This is a genomic window from Limimaricola variabilis (assembly GCF_034371605.1).
Classification (GTDB): domain Bacteria; phylum Pseudomonadota; class Alphaproteobacteria; order Rhodobacterales; family Rhodobacteraceae; genus Limimaricola; species Limimaricola variabilis.
Genome location: NZ_CP139691.1, coordinates 2,479,771 through 2,493,143 on the forward strand (window position 1 = coordinate 2,479,771; position 13,373 = coordinate 2,493,143).

General features: G+C 66.2%; 18 protein-coding genes. 16 read left to right on the forward strand and 2 right to left on the reverse strand.

What is annotated here, in order from left to right:
- Nucleotides 1-105 precede the first annotated feature (105 nt).
- Nucleotides 106-705, forward strand: a complete 600-nt coding sequence (locus tag T8T21_RS12350) for a carboxymuconolactone decarboxylase family protein (protein ID WP_322335809.1) — start codon at nt 106-108, stop codon at nt 703-705.
- A 22-nt stretch (nt 706-727) separates the two neighbouring features.
- Here the strand turns inward: T8T21_RS12350 and T8T21_RS12355 are convergent, their stop codons facing one another.
- The gene (locus T8T21_RS12355; protein ID WP_322335810.1) at nt 728-1,726 is read right to left on the reverse strand and encodes a glycosyltransferase family 2 protein; all 999 of its coding nucleotides are present in this window, start codon (nt 1,724-1,726) and stop codon (nt 728-730) included.
- A 77-nt stretch (nt 1,727-1,803) separates the two neighbouring features.
- Nucleotides 1,804-2,940 carry a TauD/TfdA family dioxygenase gene (locus T8T21_RS12360; protein WP_322335811.1) on the reverse strand — a complete coding sequence of 379 codons (1,137 nt, stop codon included), beginning with the start codon at nt 2,938-2,940 and terminating at the stop codon, nt 1,804-1,806.
- Between the two features lie 484 nt (nt 2,941-3,424).
- Between T8T21_RS12360 and rpsL the strand changes: the two genes are divergently transcribed.
- The 15 genes from rpsL to rpsQ all read left to right on the forward strand — a co-directional run bounded on the left by rpsL (nt 3,425) and on the right by rpsQ (nt 13,311).
- A complete protein-coding gene (gene rpsL, locus T8T21_RS12365; protein WP_017930005.1) occupies nt 3,425-3,796 on the forward strand; it encodes a 30S ribosomal protein S12 in 372 nt (123 codons plus the stop codon).
- A gap of 12 nt (nt 3,797-3,808) precedes the next feature.
- Nucleotides 3,809-4,279 (forward strand): 30S ribosomal protein S7, encoded by a 471-nt coding sequence (rpsG, locus tag T8T21_RS12370; RefSeq protein ID WP_183469897.1) that lies wholly within the window; start codon nt 3,809-3,811, stop codon nt 4,277-4,279.
- A 17-nt stretch (nt 4,280-4,296) separates the two neighbouring features.
- Complete coding sequence (gene fusA / locus T8T21_RS12375; protein ID WP_183469895.1) at nt 4,297-6,420, forward strand: elongation factor G; 2,124 nt, start codon at nt 4,297-4,299, stop codon at nt 6,418-6,420.
- Nucleotides 6,421-6,484: 64 nt separating this feature from the next.
- Nucleotides 6,485-7,660: an elongation factor Tu gene (gene tuf / locus T8T21_RS12380; RefSeq protein WP_183469893.1), complete on the forward strand. Its 1,176-nt coding sequence runs from the start codon at nt 6,485-6,487 to the stop codon at nt 7,658-7,660.
- Between the two features lie 132 nt (nt 7,661-7,792).
- On the forward strand, nt 7,793-8,107 hold the full coding sequence (rpsJ, locus tag T8T21_RS12385) for a 30S ribosomal protein S10 (RefSeq protein WP_021693211.1): 315 nt from the start codon (nt 7,793-7,795) through the stop codon (nt 8,105-8,107).
- A gap of 10 nt (nt 8,108-8,117) precedes the next feature.
- Nucleotides 8,118-8,933 (forward strand): 50S ribosomal protein L3, encoded by an 816-nt coding sequence (rplC, locus tag T8T21_RS12390; RefSeq protein WP_183469892.1) that lies wholly within the window; start codon nt 8,118-8,120, stop codon nt 8,931-8,933.
- A complete protein-coding gene (gene rplD / locus T8T21_RS12395; protein ID WP_183469890.1) occupies nt 8,923-9,540 on the forward strand; it encodes a 50S ribosomal protein L4 in 618 nt (205 codons plus the stop codon). The genes rplC and rplD overlap by 11 nt, the downstream gene beginning before the upstream one ends.
- Nucleotides 9,537-9,833: a 50S ribosomal protein L23 gene (locus tag T8T21_RS12400; protein ID WP_085894983.1), complete on the forward strand. Its 297-nt coding sequence runs from the start codon at nt 9,537-9,539 to the stop codon at nt 9,831-9,833. The genes rplD and T8T21_RS12400 overlap by 4 nt, the downstream gene beginning before the upstream one ends.
- Nucleotides 9,834-9,980: 147 nt before the next feature.
- Entirely contained in the window at nt 9,981-10,823 is an 843-nt protein-coding gene (gene rplB / locus T8T21_RS12405; protein ID WP_183469888.1) for a 50S ribosomal protein L2, read from the forward strand.
- A gap of 3 nt (nt 10,824-10,826) precedes the next feature.
- Nucleotides 10,827-11,105 carry a 30S ribosomal protein S19 gene (rpsS, locus tag T8T21_RS12410; RefSeq protein ID WP_183469886.1) on the forward strand — a complete coding sequence of 93 codons (279 nt, stop codon included), beginning with the start codon at nt 10,827-10,829 and terminating at the stop codon, nt 11,103-11,105.
- A 3-nt stretch (nt 11,106-11,108) separates the two neighbouring features.
- Nucleotides 11,109-11,489 carry a 50S ribosomal protein L22 gene (rplV, locus tag T8T21_RS12415; RefSeq protein ID WP_085894980.1) on the forward strand — a complete coding sequence of 127 codons (381 nt, stop codon included), beginning with the start codon at nt 11,109-11,111 and terminating at the stop codon, nt 11,487-11,489.
- Nucleotides 11,489-12,196, forward strand: coding sequence for a 30S ribosomal protein S3 (rpsC, locus tag T8T21_RS12420; protein ID WP_183469884.1), 708 nt, complete (start codon nt 11,489-11,491; stop codon nt 12,194-12,196). The genes rplV and rpsC overlap by 1 nt, the downstream gene beginning before the upstream one ends.
- 14 nt (nt 12,197-12,210) lie before the next feature.
- Nucleotides 12,211-12,624 (forward strand): 50S ribosomal protein L16, encoded by a 414-nt coding sequence (gene rplP, locus T8T21_RS12425; protein ID WP_183469882.1) that lies wholly within the window; start codon nt 12,211-12,213, stop codon nt 12,622-12,624.
- A gap of 236 nt (nt 12,625-12,860) precedes the next feature.
- A complete protein-coding gene (rpmC, locus tag T8T21_RS12430; RefSeq protein ID WP_183469880.1) occupies nt 12,861-13,076 on the forward strand; it encodes a 50S ribosomal protein L29 in 216 nt (71 codons plus the stop codon).
- Between the two features lie 4 nt (nt 13,077-13,080).
- On the forward strand, nt 13,081-13,311 hold the full coding sequence (rpsQ, locus tag T8T21_RS12435) for a 30S ribosomal protein S17 (RefSeq protein ID WP_183469878.1): 231 nt from the start codon (nt 13,081-13,083) through the stop codon (nt 13,309-13,311).
- Nucleotides 13,312-13,373: the final 62 nt, after the last annotated feature.

Here is a 13,373-nt window from a genome sequence, read left to right on the forward strand (position 1 = left end):
TCGCATGCGCGGCGCTTTTCCTTTGCAGGAGGGAGGAGATCGGGAGGATACTGCTTGCGGGCCCCGCCGCCCGGCGGGACCGGGCGTTCTGCGATGGTGGTCGAGATGGGGTTCCTGAAAGAGATCGACGAGGCGACGGCGACCGGGCCTGCCGCCGACTATTACGCCGAGGCGCGGCGGCGAAACGGGCAGGTGCTCAACCTGCACCGCACCTGCGCGCATCTGCCCGAACTGGCCGGTCACTTCGAGGCGATGACCGGCGCGCTCAAGGCGCGGATGGGGCTGCGGCGCTACGAGCTGGTGACGCTCGCCGCGGCGCTGGCGCTGCGCAGCTCCTACTGCGCGCTGGCGCATGGCAAGGTGCTGCTGGAGAACGGCATGTCGCCCGAGGAGCTGGAGCGGATCGCCACCGAGCGGGGGCACACCTCCATCACCCCGCAGGAGGCCGACCTGATGGGTTATGCCGCCGAGATCGTCACCGATGCCACCGCGATCGGCCAGGCGCATGTCGCCGCTCTTCGGGCGCATGGCCTGTCGGAGGAGGAGATCGCCCAGGCTGCCGCTGCCGCGGCGCTGCGCTGCTATTTCAGCAAGTATCTCGACGCGCTCGGCACCCGGCCCGACGCCGACTTCATGGCGCTGCCGGAGGGGCTGCGCCGGGCGCTGGCGCGGGGGCGGCCGATCGACGAGGCGACGGCGGCCTGAGCCGCCGCCACACGTGAAACACTCAGCCCGCCGCCTCGGCGGCCTCGATCGCGGCGCGCCAGCGCGGATCGGCGCTCGGCGAGCGGCCTTGATGCGCACAGAGCCGCGCCACCAGATCGGCGCAGCACAGGTGATGCAGCCGGGCGACGCCGGGCAGGGCCATCGCCTCCGCATGCACCCGGTCGAAGGCCTCCGCATGGGCCAGCGCTGCCAGATCGCGCCGCCCGTTGCGGTCGCGCCGCTCGAAGAAGGTCTGCGTGTAGCGGTCCTTGGCGGCGGTGGCCGAGGGGGTGCCGCGCTTCATGTCGTATTGCTCGACCGAGCGAAGCACGTAGTGGTTCATCTGCGCGTAGCTGTGGGTGATCTGCTCGACATCGGTGAAGCGCACCGGGTGCGGCTCGGTTAGGAGCGCCTCGATGGTCCGCCCCTCGCTGTCGACGATCCGGTTCCGGGCACGGTCCCACTCGCCCTCGAACTCCCACGGCATGTGATCGCTCCAGCGGCCAAAGCGCTGCGGCGTGCGGAACAGGGTCTTGACCATCACGTTCACCGGCCGCCGCGAGGGTCCCCGCCGCCGGAACTGCCGATGGACTAGACCCGGCTGGTAGCGTTTCCAGCCACCAGTGCCGAAACATTGCCAGTGGAAGGCCACGCCGAGATGGTCGCGGCCGAGATCGTCGAGATAGGAGCTGATCGTGCCATCGCCCCGGTGCAGCACGAGGAACTCGTCGACGTCGCAGATCAGCAGCCAGTCGGTGCGCGCCGTGGCCGGGTGACGCTGTGCGTGACGATGGGCGGATTGCTTGGGCGGCGTGCCGTGCGGCGGCTTGTGCTCGAACCACTCGATCCAGCCCGCCTGCGCGAAAGCTTCGAGCAGGGCAGGGGACCGGTCGGTGCAGTCGTTGACCCCGATCAGGATCTCGAAGCCCATCATCCGGTACCAGGAGATCCACTCGACCAGAAACGCGCCCTCGTCGCGCATGCCGGCAAAGACGAGAAAGCGTTCGGAGCGGTCTGACATGCGGCGAATGATGCACGGATCATCGCCGCCGTCCATCCCGGTGGGGGAGGGCACGCGAGGCGCCCTCCCGTCCGGGTTCAGGCGGGTTCGGTGCGCGCGGTCTCGCGCGCCAGCACCCGCATCCGGCTGTCGAACTCGCCCCGGTCGACATAGCAGCCGCGCAGGTGGCGCCGACCGGTCGCGGGATCGAAGGCGGCCCGGCCATGCAGCACGCGCCGATTGTCGAAGACCACCATCTCGCCCGCGCCGAGCTTCAGCGTCACGAGATAGGCAGGGTCGCGGGTCTTCTGCATCAGCCGGCGATAGGCGGCGTAATAGGCCGGCATGATCTCGGGCGCGATGTCGAGGATGTCCGCGAGATGGGCGTTGAAGCAGATCTCCTCGACCCGGCCGCTCTCGCCGCGCCGGATTACCGTCTTGCGGGCCCGGATGTCGGTCTCGGCGTCGTGGAAGCGGAACGGGATGTCGACCGTGGCCAGAAGCTCGAAACCCTCCGGGTCTTCCAGCGCCAGATCCTCGGCCACCGCGACTCCGTCGCAGAACACCGAGCCGCCGCCTTCGGCTTCGTTGGCGAGGCAGTGCAGGAACTGCCAGCCCGGTGGCAGCTCCTGGTTGGTCAGGTCGGTATGCAGCGGCAGCGCGTCCGAGGTGTAGGCGAGGTTGTTGGGGTCGGGCTTCGAGATCACCTCGAAGGTCACCCCGAAATTGGTTTCGCGCAGGAAGCCGATGCGCCGCGCCACGCGCATGCCGGCCTCGACATCGTCGGCGAGCCCCTCGACGATCGACAGGCCCATTGCCTTGCTGCGCCGCAACCACTCGGCCAGCGCCGTATCGCTGTGCAGCACGTCGGCGGCGCGGGCGCGGGGCACACCGGCCGCGCCGAGATCGCCGCGCCAGCTGGTGGCCGGGACATGGGCCGGGTCCGGCCGCCGCCGGCCGGGGCGATTCTCGCGCAGCCAGTTCAGATCGAACCGGCTCGGCGCGCCATCCCCGGGCCAGTCGACCACGAGCGCCGCGTCCTCGACCCGCGCCGCAACGGGCGCGAGGTCAAGCGGCACCGAGGTCAGGTCGAAGACCCGCTCGCCGGTGCGCGGGTGGAAGCCCGCCGGGTCGGTGTCGCGCAGCCAGATATAGGGGAAGGCGTCGCTGCCGCCCTCGGCCCAGTCGAGCCAGAGTTGCCGCGCCTCGAGGCGCGCCTTTGCCATGTATTGCATGGATCGTCTCCGTGATGTCGGTGGAAATCGCGTTCAACTACGGGCGTCTTGTCCCGGCGGCGGCCACCAATCATAAGCCTTCGCGTGGGGATGGCCCGGGCGTCTTCCGAGAACGACACACATCTGCGGGCTGGTCCTCCGGCAATGGATCGGAACGATCTGCGCGCAACCTAGCATGGCCCGGCGTAGCTGTCATCGCAGCACGCCCGGCGGCCCCGCCCCCGGCGCGGTTGACACCCCCCGCGACTCCCCCTATACGGCCACCACTTGGGCAGGGGGCAGTCCGCTTTCCGCCCTGATATCAGAGCTGAAGTGGTCACGATCCGGGCCTTGGCCCCGATCCTCTGGAGACCCACCGCATCGCGCCCGGAAGAGGGGTGCGTTCGCGGGTTTTTGCGCTTGGCGGACGCGCCAGCGTGAGGAATCGAAATCGGCGGGCCGTCCGGTCCGTGACACTAGTGCAGGAAACGGGGAAAGACGCCCAATGCCAACGATCCAGCAGCTGATCCGCAAGCCGCGGCAGCCGAAAGTCACCAAGTCCAAGTCGCAGCACCTCGAGTCCTGCCCGCAAAAGCGTGGCGTGTGCACCCGAGTGTATACCACGACTCCGAAGAAGCCGAACTCGGCCATGCGGAAGGTCGCCAAGGTGCGCCTGACCAACGGCTTCGAGGTCATCAGCTACATCCCGGGCGAGAGCCACAACCTTCAGGAGCACTCCGTGGTCCTGATCCGCGGCGGCCGGGTGAAAGACCTTCCGGGCGTGCGCTACCACATCCTCCGCGGCGTGCTCGACACCCAAGGGGTCAAGAACCGCAAGCAGCGCCGCTCGAAGTACGGCGCGAAGCGTCCGAAGTAAGGAGAGAGCGCCATGTCGCGTCGTCACGCCGCCGAGAAACGTGAGATCCTGCCCGATGCCAAGTTCGGCGACCGGGTCGTCACGAAGTTCATGAACAACCTGATGATCGACGGCAAGAAGTCCGTTGCCGAGAAGATCGTCTACAACGCTTTCGATCGCGTCGAGAGCCGTCTCAAGAAGGAGCCCGTCGAGGTGTTCCACGAGGCGCTCGACAACATCAAGCCGTCGGTCGAGGTCCGCTCGCGCCGCGTCGGCGGTGCGACCTACCAGGTCCCCGTCGAGGTCCGCCCCGAGCGCCGGGAGGCGCTGGCGATCCGCTGGCTGATCGACGCCAGCGCGAAGCGCAACGAGAACACCATGGAAGAGCGTCTCGCCGGCGAGCTGCTCGATGCGGTCAACGGCCGTGGCACCGCGGTGAAGAAGCGCGAAGACACCCACAAGATGGCCGACGCCAACAAAGCGTTCAGCCACTACCGCTGGTAAGCGGAAGGAGCCCCGACATGGCACGCGACTATCCTCTGCAGCGCTACCGCAACTTCGGCATCATGGCCCACATCGATGCCGGCAAGACCACCACGACCGAGCGGATCCTGTTCTACACCGGCAAGTCCCACAAGATCGGCGAAGTCCACGACGGCGCCGCTACCATGGACTGGATGGAGCAGGAGCAGGAGCGCGGCATCACGATCACGTCCGCGGCGACGACCACTTTCTGGCAGCGCCAGGAAGACCCGACCGCCGAGGGCACTTCGGATACCAAGTACCGCTTCAACATCATCGACACCCCCGGCCACGTCGACTTCACCATCGAAGTCGAGCGTTCGCTGGCGGTGCTCGACGGTGCGATCTGTCTGCTCGACGCCAACGCCGGCGTTGAGCCGCAGACCGAGACCGTCTGGCGTCAGGCCGACCGCTACAAGGTCCCGCGCATCGTGTTCGTCAACAAGATGGACAAGATCGGCGCCGACTTCTTCAACTGCGTGAAGATGATCAAGGACCGCACCGGGGCGACCCCGGTTCCGATCGCTCTGCCGATCGGCGCCGAGGACAACCTCGAGGGCATTGTCGACCTGATCAAGATGGAAGAGTGGGTCTGGAAGGGTGAAGATCTGGGCGCGTCCTGGGTCCGTCAGCCGATCCGTGCCGAGCTCCAGGACGTCGCGACCGAATGGCGCGCCACGCTTATCGAGAATGCCGTCGAGCAGGACGATGCCGCGATGGAAGCCTATCTCGAGGGCGAAGAGCCCGACGAGGCGACCCTGCGCAGCCTGATCCGCAAGGGCACGCTGTCGCTGTCCTTCGTGCCGGTGGCCGCTGGCTCCGCGTTCAAGAACAAGGGCGTCCAGCCCCTGCTGAACGCCGTCATCGACTTCCTGCCCTCGCCGCTCGACGTGCCCGCCTACATGGGCTTCTCGCCGGACGACGAGACCGAGACCCGCAACATCCCGCGTCATGCCGACGACTCCGAGCCCTTCTCGGGCCTGGCGTTCAAGATCATGAACGACCCCTTCGTCGGTTCGCTGACCTTCACCCGCATCTACTCGGGCGTGGTGAAGAAGGGCGACACCATGATGAACTCGACCAAGGGCAAGCGCGAGCGCGTCGGTCGGATGATGATGATGCACGCCATCAACCGCGAGGAAATCGAAGAGGCCTTCGCGGGCGACATCATCGCTCTGGCCGGTCTCAAGGAGACCACCACCGGCGACACGCTGTGCGACCCCAACAAGCAGGTCGTGCTCGAGACCATGACGTTCCCCGATCCGGTCATCGAGATCGCGGTCGAGCCGAAGACCAAGGCCGACCAGGAGAAGATGTCCGCCGGTCTGCAGCGCCTCGCCGCTGAAGACCCGTCCTTCCGCGTCGAGACCGACCTCGAGTCGGGCCAGACGATCATGAAGGGCATGGGCGAACTCCATCTCGACATCCTGGTCGACCGCCTCAAGCGGGAGTTCAAGGTCGAGGCGAACATCGGTGCGCCGCAGGTGGCTTACCGCGAGACCATCGGTCACGCCGTGGAGCACACCTACACCCACAAGAAGCAGTCGGGTGGTTCGGGCCAGTTCGCCGAGGTGAAGCTCAACATCATGCCGACCGAGCCGGGCGAAGGCTATTCGTTCGAGTCGAAGATCGTCGGCGGCGCGGTGCCCAAGGAATACATCCCGGGCGTCGAGAAGGGCATCAAGTCGGTGATGGACTCCGGTCCGCTGGCGGGCTTCCCGGTGATCGACTTCAAGGTCGAGCTGCTGGACGGCAAGTTCCACGACGTCGACTCGTCGGTCCTGGCCTTCGAGATTGCCTCGCGGATGTGCATGCGTGAAGGTCTGCGCAAGGCCGGCGCCAAGCTGCTCGAGCCGATGATGAAGGTCGAGGTGCTGACGCCCGAGGAGTACACCGGTGGCGTCATCGGCGACCTGACCTCGCGTCGGGGCCAGGTGCAGGGGCAGGACACGCGCGGCAACGCCAACGTGATCAACGCCTTCGTGCCGCTCGCCAACATGTTCGGCTACATCAACACGCTGCGCTCGATGACCTCGGGCCGGGCCCAGTTCACGATGATCTTCGATCATTACGAGCCGGTCCCGCAGAACATCTCGGAAGAGATCCAGAAGAAATACGCGTGACGGTCGGCGGGGTCCCGCACGGGGCCCCGTCATCACGACGCCTGACAATTTGAAGGAGCCGATCATGGCAAAGGCAAAATTCGAACGCACCAAACCGCACGTGAACATCGGGACCATCGGTCACGTGGACCACGGCAAGACCACCCTGACCGCCGCGATCACCAAGTACTTCGGTGACTTCCGCGCCTACGACCAGATCGACGGCGCGCCGGAAGAGAAGGCCCGCGGGATCACCATCTCGACCGCCCACGTCGAGTACGAGACCGAGTCGCGTCACTACGCCCACGTCGACTGCCCCGGCCACGCCGACTACGTGAAGAACATGATCACCGGTGCCGCCCAGATGGACGGCGCGATCCTGGTGGTGAACGCCGCCGACGGCCCGATGCCGCAGACCCGCGAGCACATCCTGCTCGGCCGCCAGGTGGGCATCCCCTACATGGTCGTCTACATGAACAAGGTCGACCAGGTGGATGACGAGGAGCTCCTCGAGCTCGTCGAGATGGAAATCCGCGAGCTGCTGTCCTCCTACGACTACCCGGGCGACGACATCCCGATCGTCAAGGGCTCGGCGCTCGCCGCCATGGAAGGCCGTGACGAGGCGATCGGCGAGAACTCGATCCGCGAGCTGCTGAAGGCCGTCGACGAGTACATCCCGACCCCGGCCCGCGCCGTCGACCTGCCGTTCCTGATGCCGATCGAGGACGTGTTCTCGATCTCCGGCCGCGGCACCGTGGTGACCGGCCGCGTCGAGCGTGGCGTGATCAACGTCGGCGACGAGATCGAGATCGTCGGCATCCGCGAGACCAAGAAGTCGACCTGCACCGGCGTCGAGATGTTCCGCAAGCTGCTCGACCGCGGCGAGGCCGGCGACAACGTCGGCGTGCTGCTGCGCGGCATCGACCGTGAAGGCGTCGAGCGCGGCCAGGTGCTGTGCAAGCCCAAGTCGGTCGCGCCGCACACCAAGTTCGAGGCCGAGGCCTACATCCTCACCAAGGAAGAGGGCGGCCGCCACACCCCGTTCTTCGCGAACTACCGTCCGCAGTTCTACTTCCGGACCACCGACGTCACCGGCACCGTTGTCCTCCCCGAGGGCACCGAGATGGTGATGCCGGGCGACAACCTGAAGTTCAACGTCGAGCTGATCGCCCCGATCGCCATGGAAGACGGCCTGCGCTTCGCCATCCGCGAAGGCGGCCGCACCGTCGGCGCCGGCGTGGTCTCCAAGATCGTCGAGTAAGGACGCCCCATCAGGGACGTCGCCGCGGGGCGGGTTTCGCGCCCGCCCCGCACCACTTTTACGACGGGTTCGATGTGGACCGGCAATCCCGCCCGGCCGACCTCTCAACCCGAACCCTTGAAGGGGAATGTCATGGCCGCCCAAAGCCAGAATATCCGTATCCGGCTCAAGGCTTTCGATTACCGCGTGCTGGACGCCAGCACTGCGGAGATCGTCAGCACCGCCAAGCGCACCGGCGCCTCGGTCCGCGGGCCGATCCCGCTGCCGAACAAGATCGAGAAGTTCACCGTTCTGCGTGGACCCCACATCGACAAGAAGTCGCGCGACCAGTTCGAGATCCGCACCCACAAGCGGCTCCTGGACATCGTCGACCCGACCCCGCAGACCGTGGACGCGCTGATGAAGCTCGACCTGGCTGCCGGCGTCGACGTCGAGATCAAGGTCTGAGGGGGTAACGATGTTGCGTTCCGGAATCATCGCCAAGAAGGTGGGTATGACCCGCCTGTTCCTCGAGGACGGCAAGCAGGTCCCCGTGACCGTGCTGCAACTCGACAACCTGCAGGTCGTGGCGCAGCGCACGGTCGAGCGTGACGGCTACACCGCCGTTCAGCTCGGTGCCGGCACCGCCAAGGCCAAGCGCGTGAGCGCGCCGATGCGCGGCCACTTCGCTGCCGCCAAGGTCGAGCCCAAGCGCAAGGTCGCCGAGTTCCGCGTCTCGCCCGAGAACCTGATCGAAGTGGGCGAGGAGATCATCGCCGCGCACTACTTCGAAGGCCAGTACGTCGACGTGTCTGGCGTCTCCATCGGCAAAGGTTTTGCCGGTGCGATGAAGCGTCACAACTTCGGCGGTCTGCGCGCGTCCCACGGCGTGTCCGTGTCGCACCGTAGCCATGGTTCGACCGGCCAGTGTCAGGACCCGGGCAAGGTGTTCAAGGGCAAGAAGATGGCCGGCCACATGGGCGCCGCCCGCGTGACCACCCAGAACCTCCAGGTCATCAAGACCGACGCCGACCGTGGCCTGATCATGGTCAAGGGCGCCGTGCCGGGTGGCAAGGGCGGCTGGGTCACGGTCAAGGACGCCGTGAAGAAGCCGACCGGCGAGAACGTCGTGTTCCCCGCCGGCCTGCGTAGCCATGCCGACGAAGCCAAGCGTCTCGCCGACGAAGCTGCGGCACAGGCCGCCGCCGAGGAGGAAGCCGCCGCCAAGGCCGCTGCCGAGGCCGAGCAGGCCGCGATCGACACCGCTGATGAGGGTGAGAACAATGAAGGCTGATGCGATCAAGCTGGACGGCGGCTCCGCCGGTTCCGTCGATCTCGACGACGCGATCTTCGGTCTCGAGCCGCGCGCCGACATCCTGCACCGCGTCGTGCGCTGGCAGCGTGCGCGTACCCAGCAGGGCACGCACTCGACGCTGGGCCGCTCCGAGGTCAGCTACTCGACCAAGAAGATCTACCGCCAGAAGGGCACCGGTGGCGCACGTCACGGTTCCAAGGGCGCGCCGATCTTCCGTCACGGTGGCACCTACAAGGGCCCGACCCCGCGCAGCCACGAGCACGACCTGACCAAGAAGTTCCGCAAGCTCGGCCTCAAGCACGCCCTCTCGGCGAAGGCGAAGGCCGGTGAGCTGGTGGTTCTCGACAGCATCGAGACCGAGGGCAAGACCTCGGTGCTCGCCAAGCAGGTCGCCAACCTCGGCTGGAAGCGGGCACTGGTCATCGACGCCGCGGCGATCAACGAGGGCTTCGCCCAGGCCGCGCGCAACATCGCCAACCTGGACGTGCTCCCCTCGATGGGCGCCAACGTCTACGACATCCTCCGCAGTGACACGCTCGTGCTCACCAAGGCGGCTGTCGAAGCTCTGGAGGCTCGCCTGAAATGAGCGCGAAACCCGAACACTACGACGTGATCCGCAAGCCGGTCATCACCGAGAAGGCGACCCTGGCCTCCGAGGCCAACGCGGTGGTCTTCGAGGTGGCGATCGACGCCAACAAGCCGCAGATCAAGGAAGCCGTCGAGGCGCTGTTCCAGGTCAAGGTGAAGGCGGTCAACACCGTCGTCACCAAGGGCAAGGTCAAGCGGTTCCGCGGCACGCTCGGCACCCGCAAGGACGTCAAGAAGGCCTATGTTACCCTCGAAGAGGGCAACAGCATTGACGTCTCGACCGGTCTCTAATAGCAGACCCCATCGGCGCGGCCCCGGATTCGTCCGGGGCCGCTCCTTTTGACAGCCGGGGACCTTCGGGGCCCTTCATCACAGGGGACCTTCGGGGCCCTTCAACGACCGGGCCCTGGGCCCGCAAAGCAACGGAAGACACAAAGCATGGCACTCAAGTCGTACAAGCCGACGACGCCGGGCCAGCGCGGGCTGGTGCTGATCGACCGTTCGGAGCTTTGGAAAGGACGCCCCGTCAAGGCCCTCACCGAGGGTCTGACCAAGTCGGGCGGCCGGAACAACACCGGACGGATCACGATGCGTCGTCGTGGTGGTGGCGCCAAGCGCCTCTACCGGATCGTCGATTTCAAGCGCAACAAGTTCGACATGCAGGCCGTCATCGCCCGCATCGAATACGACCCCAACCGTACCGCCTTCATCGCGCTGATCCAGTACGAAGACGGCGAGCAGGCCTACATCCTGGCGCCGCAGCGCGTCTCGATCGGTGACAAGGTCGTCGCTGGCGCCAAGGTCGACATCAAGCCCGGCAACGCGATGCCCTTCTCGGGCATGCCGATCGGCACGATCGTCCACAACATCGAGATGAAGCCCGGCAAGGGCGGCCAGATCGCGCGCTCGGCGGGCACCTATGCCCAGTTCGTGGGTCGTGACGGCGGCTACGCCCAGATCCGCCTCTCCTCGGGCGAGCTCCGGCTCGTGCGCCAGGAGTGCATGGCGACGGTGGGCGCGGTGTCGAACGCCGACCACTCGAACCAGAACCTCGGCAAGGCCGGTCGTAACCGCCACTTCGGCAAGCGTCCCGCCGTCCGCGGCGTCGCGATGAACCCGATCGACCACCCGCATGGTGGTGGTGAAGGCCGGACCTCGGGCGGTCGTCACCCGGTGACCCCGTGGGGCAAGCCGACCAAGGGTGCCCGCACTCGCAACAAGAACAAGGCGTCGTCGAAGCTCATCCTTCGTTCGCGCCACGCTCGCAAGAAAGGCCGTTAACACATGGCTCGTTCTGTTTGGAAAGGCCCTTTCGTCGATGCTTACGTGCTTAAGAAAGCCGAAGCGTCGCGCGAGTCCGGCCGCAACGAAGTGATCAAGATCTGGTCGCGCCGTTCGACGATCCTGCCCCAGTTCGTGGGACTGACCTTCGGCGTGTACAACGGTCACAAGCACGTTCCCGTCAACGTCAGCGAAGACATGATCGGTCAGAAGTTCGGTGAGTACTCGCCGACCCGCACCTATCACGGTCACGCCGCCGACAAGAAAGCGAAGCGGAAGTAAGCCATGAGCAAGGACAAGAATCCCCGCCGCGTCGCCGACAACGAGGCGATGGCCAAGACCCGGATGCTGCGCACCAGCCCGCAGAAGCTCAACCTCGTTGCCGCGATGATCCGTGGCAAGAAGGTGGAGAAGGCCCTTTCGGACCTGACCTTCTCGAAGAAGCGCATCGCCGGCGACGTCAAGAAGTGCCTGCAATCCGCGATCGCGAACGCCGAGAACAACCACAACCTCGACGTCGACGAACTGGTCGTCGCCGAGGCCTGGGTCGGCAAGAACCTGATCATGAAGCGCGGCCGCCCGCGGGCCCGTGGCCGGTTCGGCAAGATCGTCAAGCCGTTCTCGGAACTCACCATCAAGGTCCGTCAGGTCGAGGAGCAAGCCTAATGGGTAACAAGGTCAACCCCGTCGGCATGCGGCTCCAGGTCAACCGGACCTGGGACAGCCGCTGGTACGCCGACACGAAAGACTACGGCGATCTCCTGCTCGAGGACCTTGCGATCAAGGACTTCGTCAAGAAGGAAGCCAAGCAGGCCGGCATCAGCCGCGTGATCATCGAGCGCCCGCACCGCAAGTGCCGGGTGACGATCCACGCCGCCCGTCCGGGCGTGATCATCGGCAAGAAGGGTGCGGACATCGAGGTGCTTCGCAAGAAGCTGTCGAACCTCACCAAGTCCGAGCTGCACCTGAACATCGTCGAGGTCCGCAAGCCCGAGCTCGACGCCGCTCTGGTCGGCGAGTCCATCGCCCAGCAGCTCGAGCGCCGGGTGTCGTTCCGTCGCGCCATGAAGCGCGCCGTGCAGAACGCGATGCGCATGGGTGCCCTCGGCATCCGCGTCAACGTCGCGGGCCGCCTCGGCGGTGCCGAGATCGCGCGGACCGAATGGTACCGCGAGGGCCGCGTGCCGCTGCACACGCTGCGCGCCGACATCGACTATGCGCTGTCCGAAGCCGAGACCCCCTATGGCATCATCGGGATCAAGGTCTGGATCTTCAAAGGCGAGATCATGGAACATGATCCGCAGGCGCGTGACCGCAAACAGGCCGAGCTGCAGGAGGGCCCCGTGCCCCGCGGCGCCGGCGGCCGCCGGTAAGGGAGGGCTGACACATGCTTCAACCGAAGCGCACGAAGTTCCGCAAGCAGCACAAGGGCCGCATCCACGGTGAGGCCAAGGGTGGCTTCAACCTGGACTTCGGATCCTACGGCCTGAAGGCCGTGCAGCCCGAGCGCATCACCGCGCGTCAGATCGAGGCCGCCCGTCGTGCCCTGACCCGCCACATGAAGCGTCAGGGCCGGGTCTGGATCCGGATCTTCCCGGACACGCCCGTGACCTCCAAGCCCACCGAAGTCCGGATGGGTAAGGGTAAGGGTTCGGTCGATTTCTGGGCCGCCAAGGTCAAGCCGGGCCGCGTGATGTTCGAGATCGACGGCGTGAGCGAGGAAATCGCCCGCGAAGCTCTTCGCCTTGCCGCGATGAAGCTGCCGATCAAGACCCGCACCGTGGTCCGCGAGGACTGGTAAGGGCAGGGGTCCTCGGGCCCCGACCGCGCTAAGAGGCCCCCGTCGAGCGATCGGCGGGGGCCTTTTCGTATCCGCTGGAAAGCCGCGTCGGCCCGCGTGGGCGCGCTTTCCGAGAAAGGGTTTGCATCCCCGGCCCATTCCGTCTAGGGACAGCGCTCATTCACCTAGTCCACCGGAATCAGGGTGACCCTTTCACTGATGACAGGGGCCTTCCGGTGATGTGGAAAGGACAGCCCATGGCGCTCGCTGCCAAGGAACTCAACGACAAGACCCCCGACCAGCTGCGCGAGCAGCTCGTCGCTCTCAAGAAGGAAGCGTTCAACCTGCGCTTCCAGCAGGCCACCGGTCAGCTCGAGAACACCGCGCGGATGCGCAGCGTCCGTCGTGACGTCGCCCGCATCAACACCATCCTGAACCAGAAGGCGGCCGCGGCCGCCGGCACGGAGGCCTGAGCCCATGCCCAAACGCATCCTGCAAGGCGTCGTGACCTCGAACCAGAACGCCCAGACCGTCACCGTTTCGGTCGAGCGCCGGTTCACCCATCCGGTTCTGAAGAAGACGATCCGTAAGTCCAAGAAGTACCGGGCTCACGACGAGGCGAACACCTTCAATGTGGGCGACATCGTCCGCATTCAGGAATGCGCGCCGAAATCCAAGACCAAGCGCTGGGAAGTGATCGCCGAGTAAGGCGCCCACTCTCAGCTTGAACGAAACCCTGGGGAGAAGGCCATTGCGAGCCCCCCAAAGGT

Coding starts and splice junctions, on each gene's coding strand:
- T8T21_RS12350 (WP_322335809.1), top strand. CDS start 106: ATGGGGTTCCTGAAAGAGATCGACGAGGCGACGGCGACCGGGCCTGCC.
- T8T21_RS12355 (WP_322335810.1), bottom strand. CDS start 1,726: ATGTCAGACCGCTCCGAACGCTTTCTCGTCTTTGCCGGCATGCGCGAC.
- T8T21_RS12360 (WP_322335811.1), bottom strand. CDS start 2,940: ATGCAATACATGGCAAAGGCGCGCCTCGAGGCGCGGCAACTCTGGCTC.
- rpsL (WP_017930005.1), top strand. CDS start 3,425: ATGCCAACGATCCAGCAGCTGATCCGCAAGCCGCGGCAGCCGAAAGTC.
- rpsG (WP_183469897.1), top strand. CDS start 3,809: ATGTCGCGTCGTCACGCCGCCGAGAAACGTGAGATCCTGCCCGATGCC.
- fusA (WP_183469895.1), top strand. CDS start 4,297: ATGGCACGCGACTATCCTCTGCAGCGCTACCGCAACTTCGGCATCATG.
- tuf (WP_183469893.1), top strand. CDS start 6,485: ATGGCAAAGGCAAAATTCGAACGCACCAAACCGCACGTGAACATCGGG.
- rpsJ (WP_021693211.1), top strand. CDS start 7,793: ATGGCCGCCCAAAGCCAGAATATCCGTATCCGGCTCAAGGCTTTCGAT.
- rplC (WP_183469892.1), top strand. CDS start 8,118: ATGTTGCGTTCCGGAATCATCGCCAAGAAGGTGGGTATGACCCGCCTG.
- rplD (WP_183469890.1), top strand. CDS start 8,923: ATGAAGGCTGATGCGATCAAGCTGGACGGCGGCTCCGCCGGTTCCGTC.
- T8T21_RS12400 (WP_085894983.1), top strand. CDS start 9,537: ATGAGCGCGAAACCCGAACACTACGACGTGATCCGCAAGCCGGTCATC.
- rplB (WP_183469888.1), top strand. CDS start 9,981: ATGGCACTCAAGTCGTACAAGCCGACGACGCCGGGCCAGCGCGGGCTG.
- rpsS (WP_183469886.1), top strand. CDS start 10,827: ATGGCTCGTTCTGTTTGGAAAGGCCCTTTCGTCGATGCTTACGTGCTT.
- rplV (WP_085894980.1), top strand. CDS start 11,109: ATGAGCAAGGACAAGAATCCCCGCCGCGTCGCCGACAACGAGGCGATG.
- rpsC (WP_183469884.1), top strand. CDS start 11,489: ATGGGTAACAAGGTCAACCCCGTCGGCATGCGGCTCCAGGTCAACCGG.
- rplP (WP_183469882.1), top strand. CDS start 12,211: ATGCTTCAACCGAAGCGCACGAAGTTCCGCAAGCAGCACAAGGGCCGC.
- rpmC (WP_183469880.1), top strand. CDS start 12,861: ATGGCGCTCGCTGCCAAGGAACTCAACGACAAGACCCCCGACCAGCTG.
- rpsQ (WP_183469878.1), top strand. CDS start 13,081: ATGCCCAAACGCATCCTGCAAGGCGTCGTGACCTCGAACCAGAACGCC.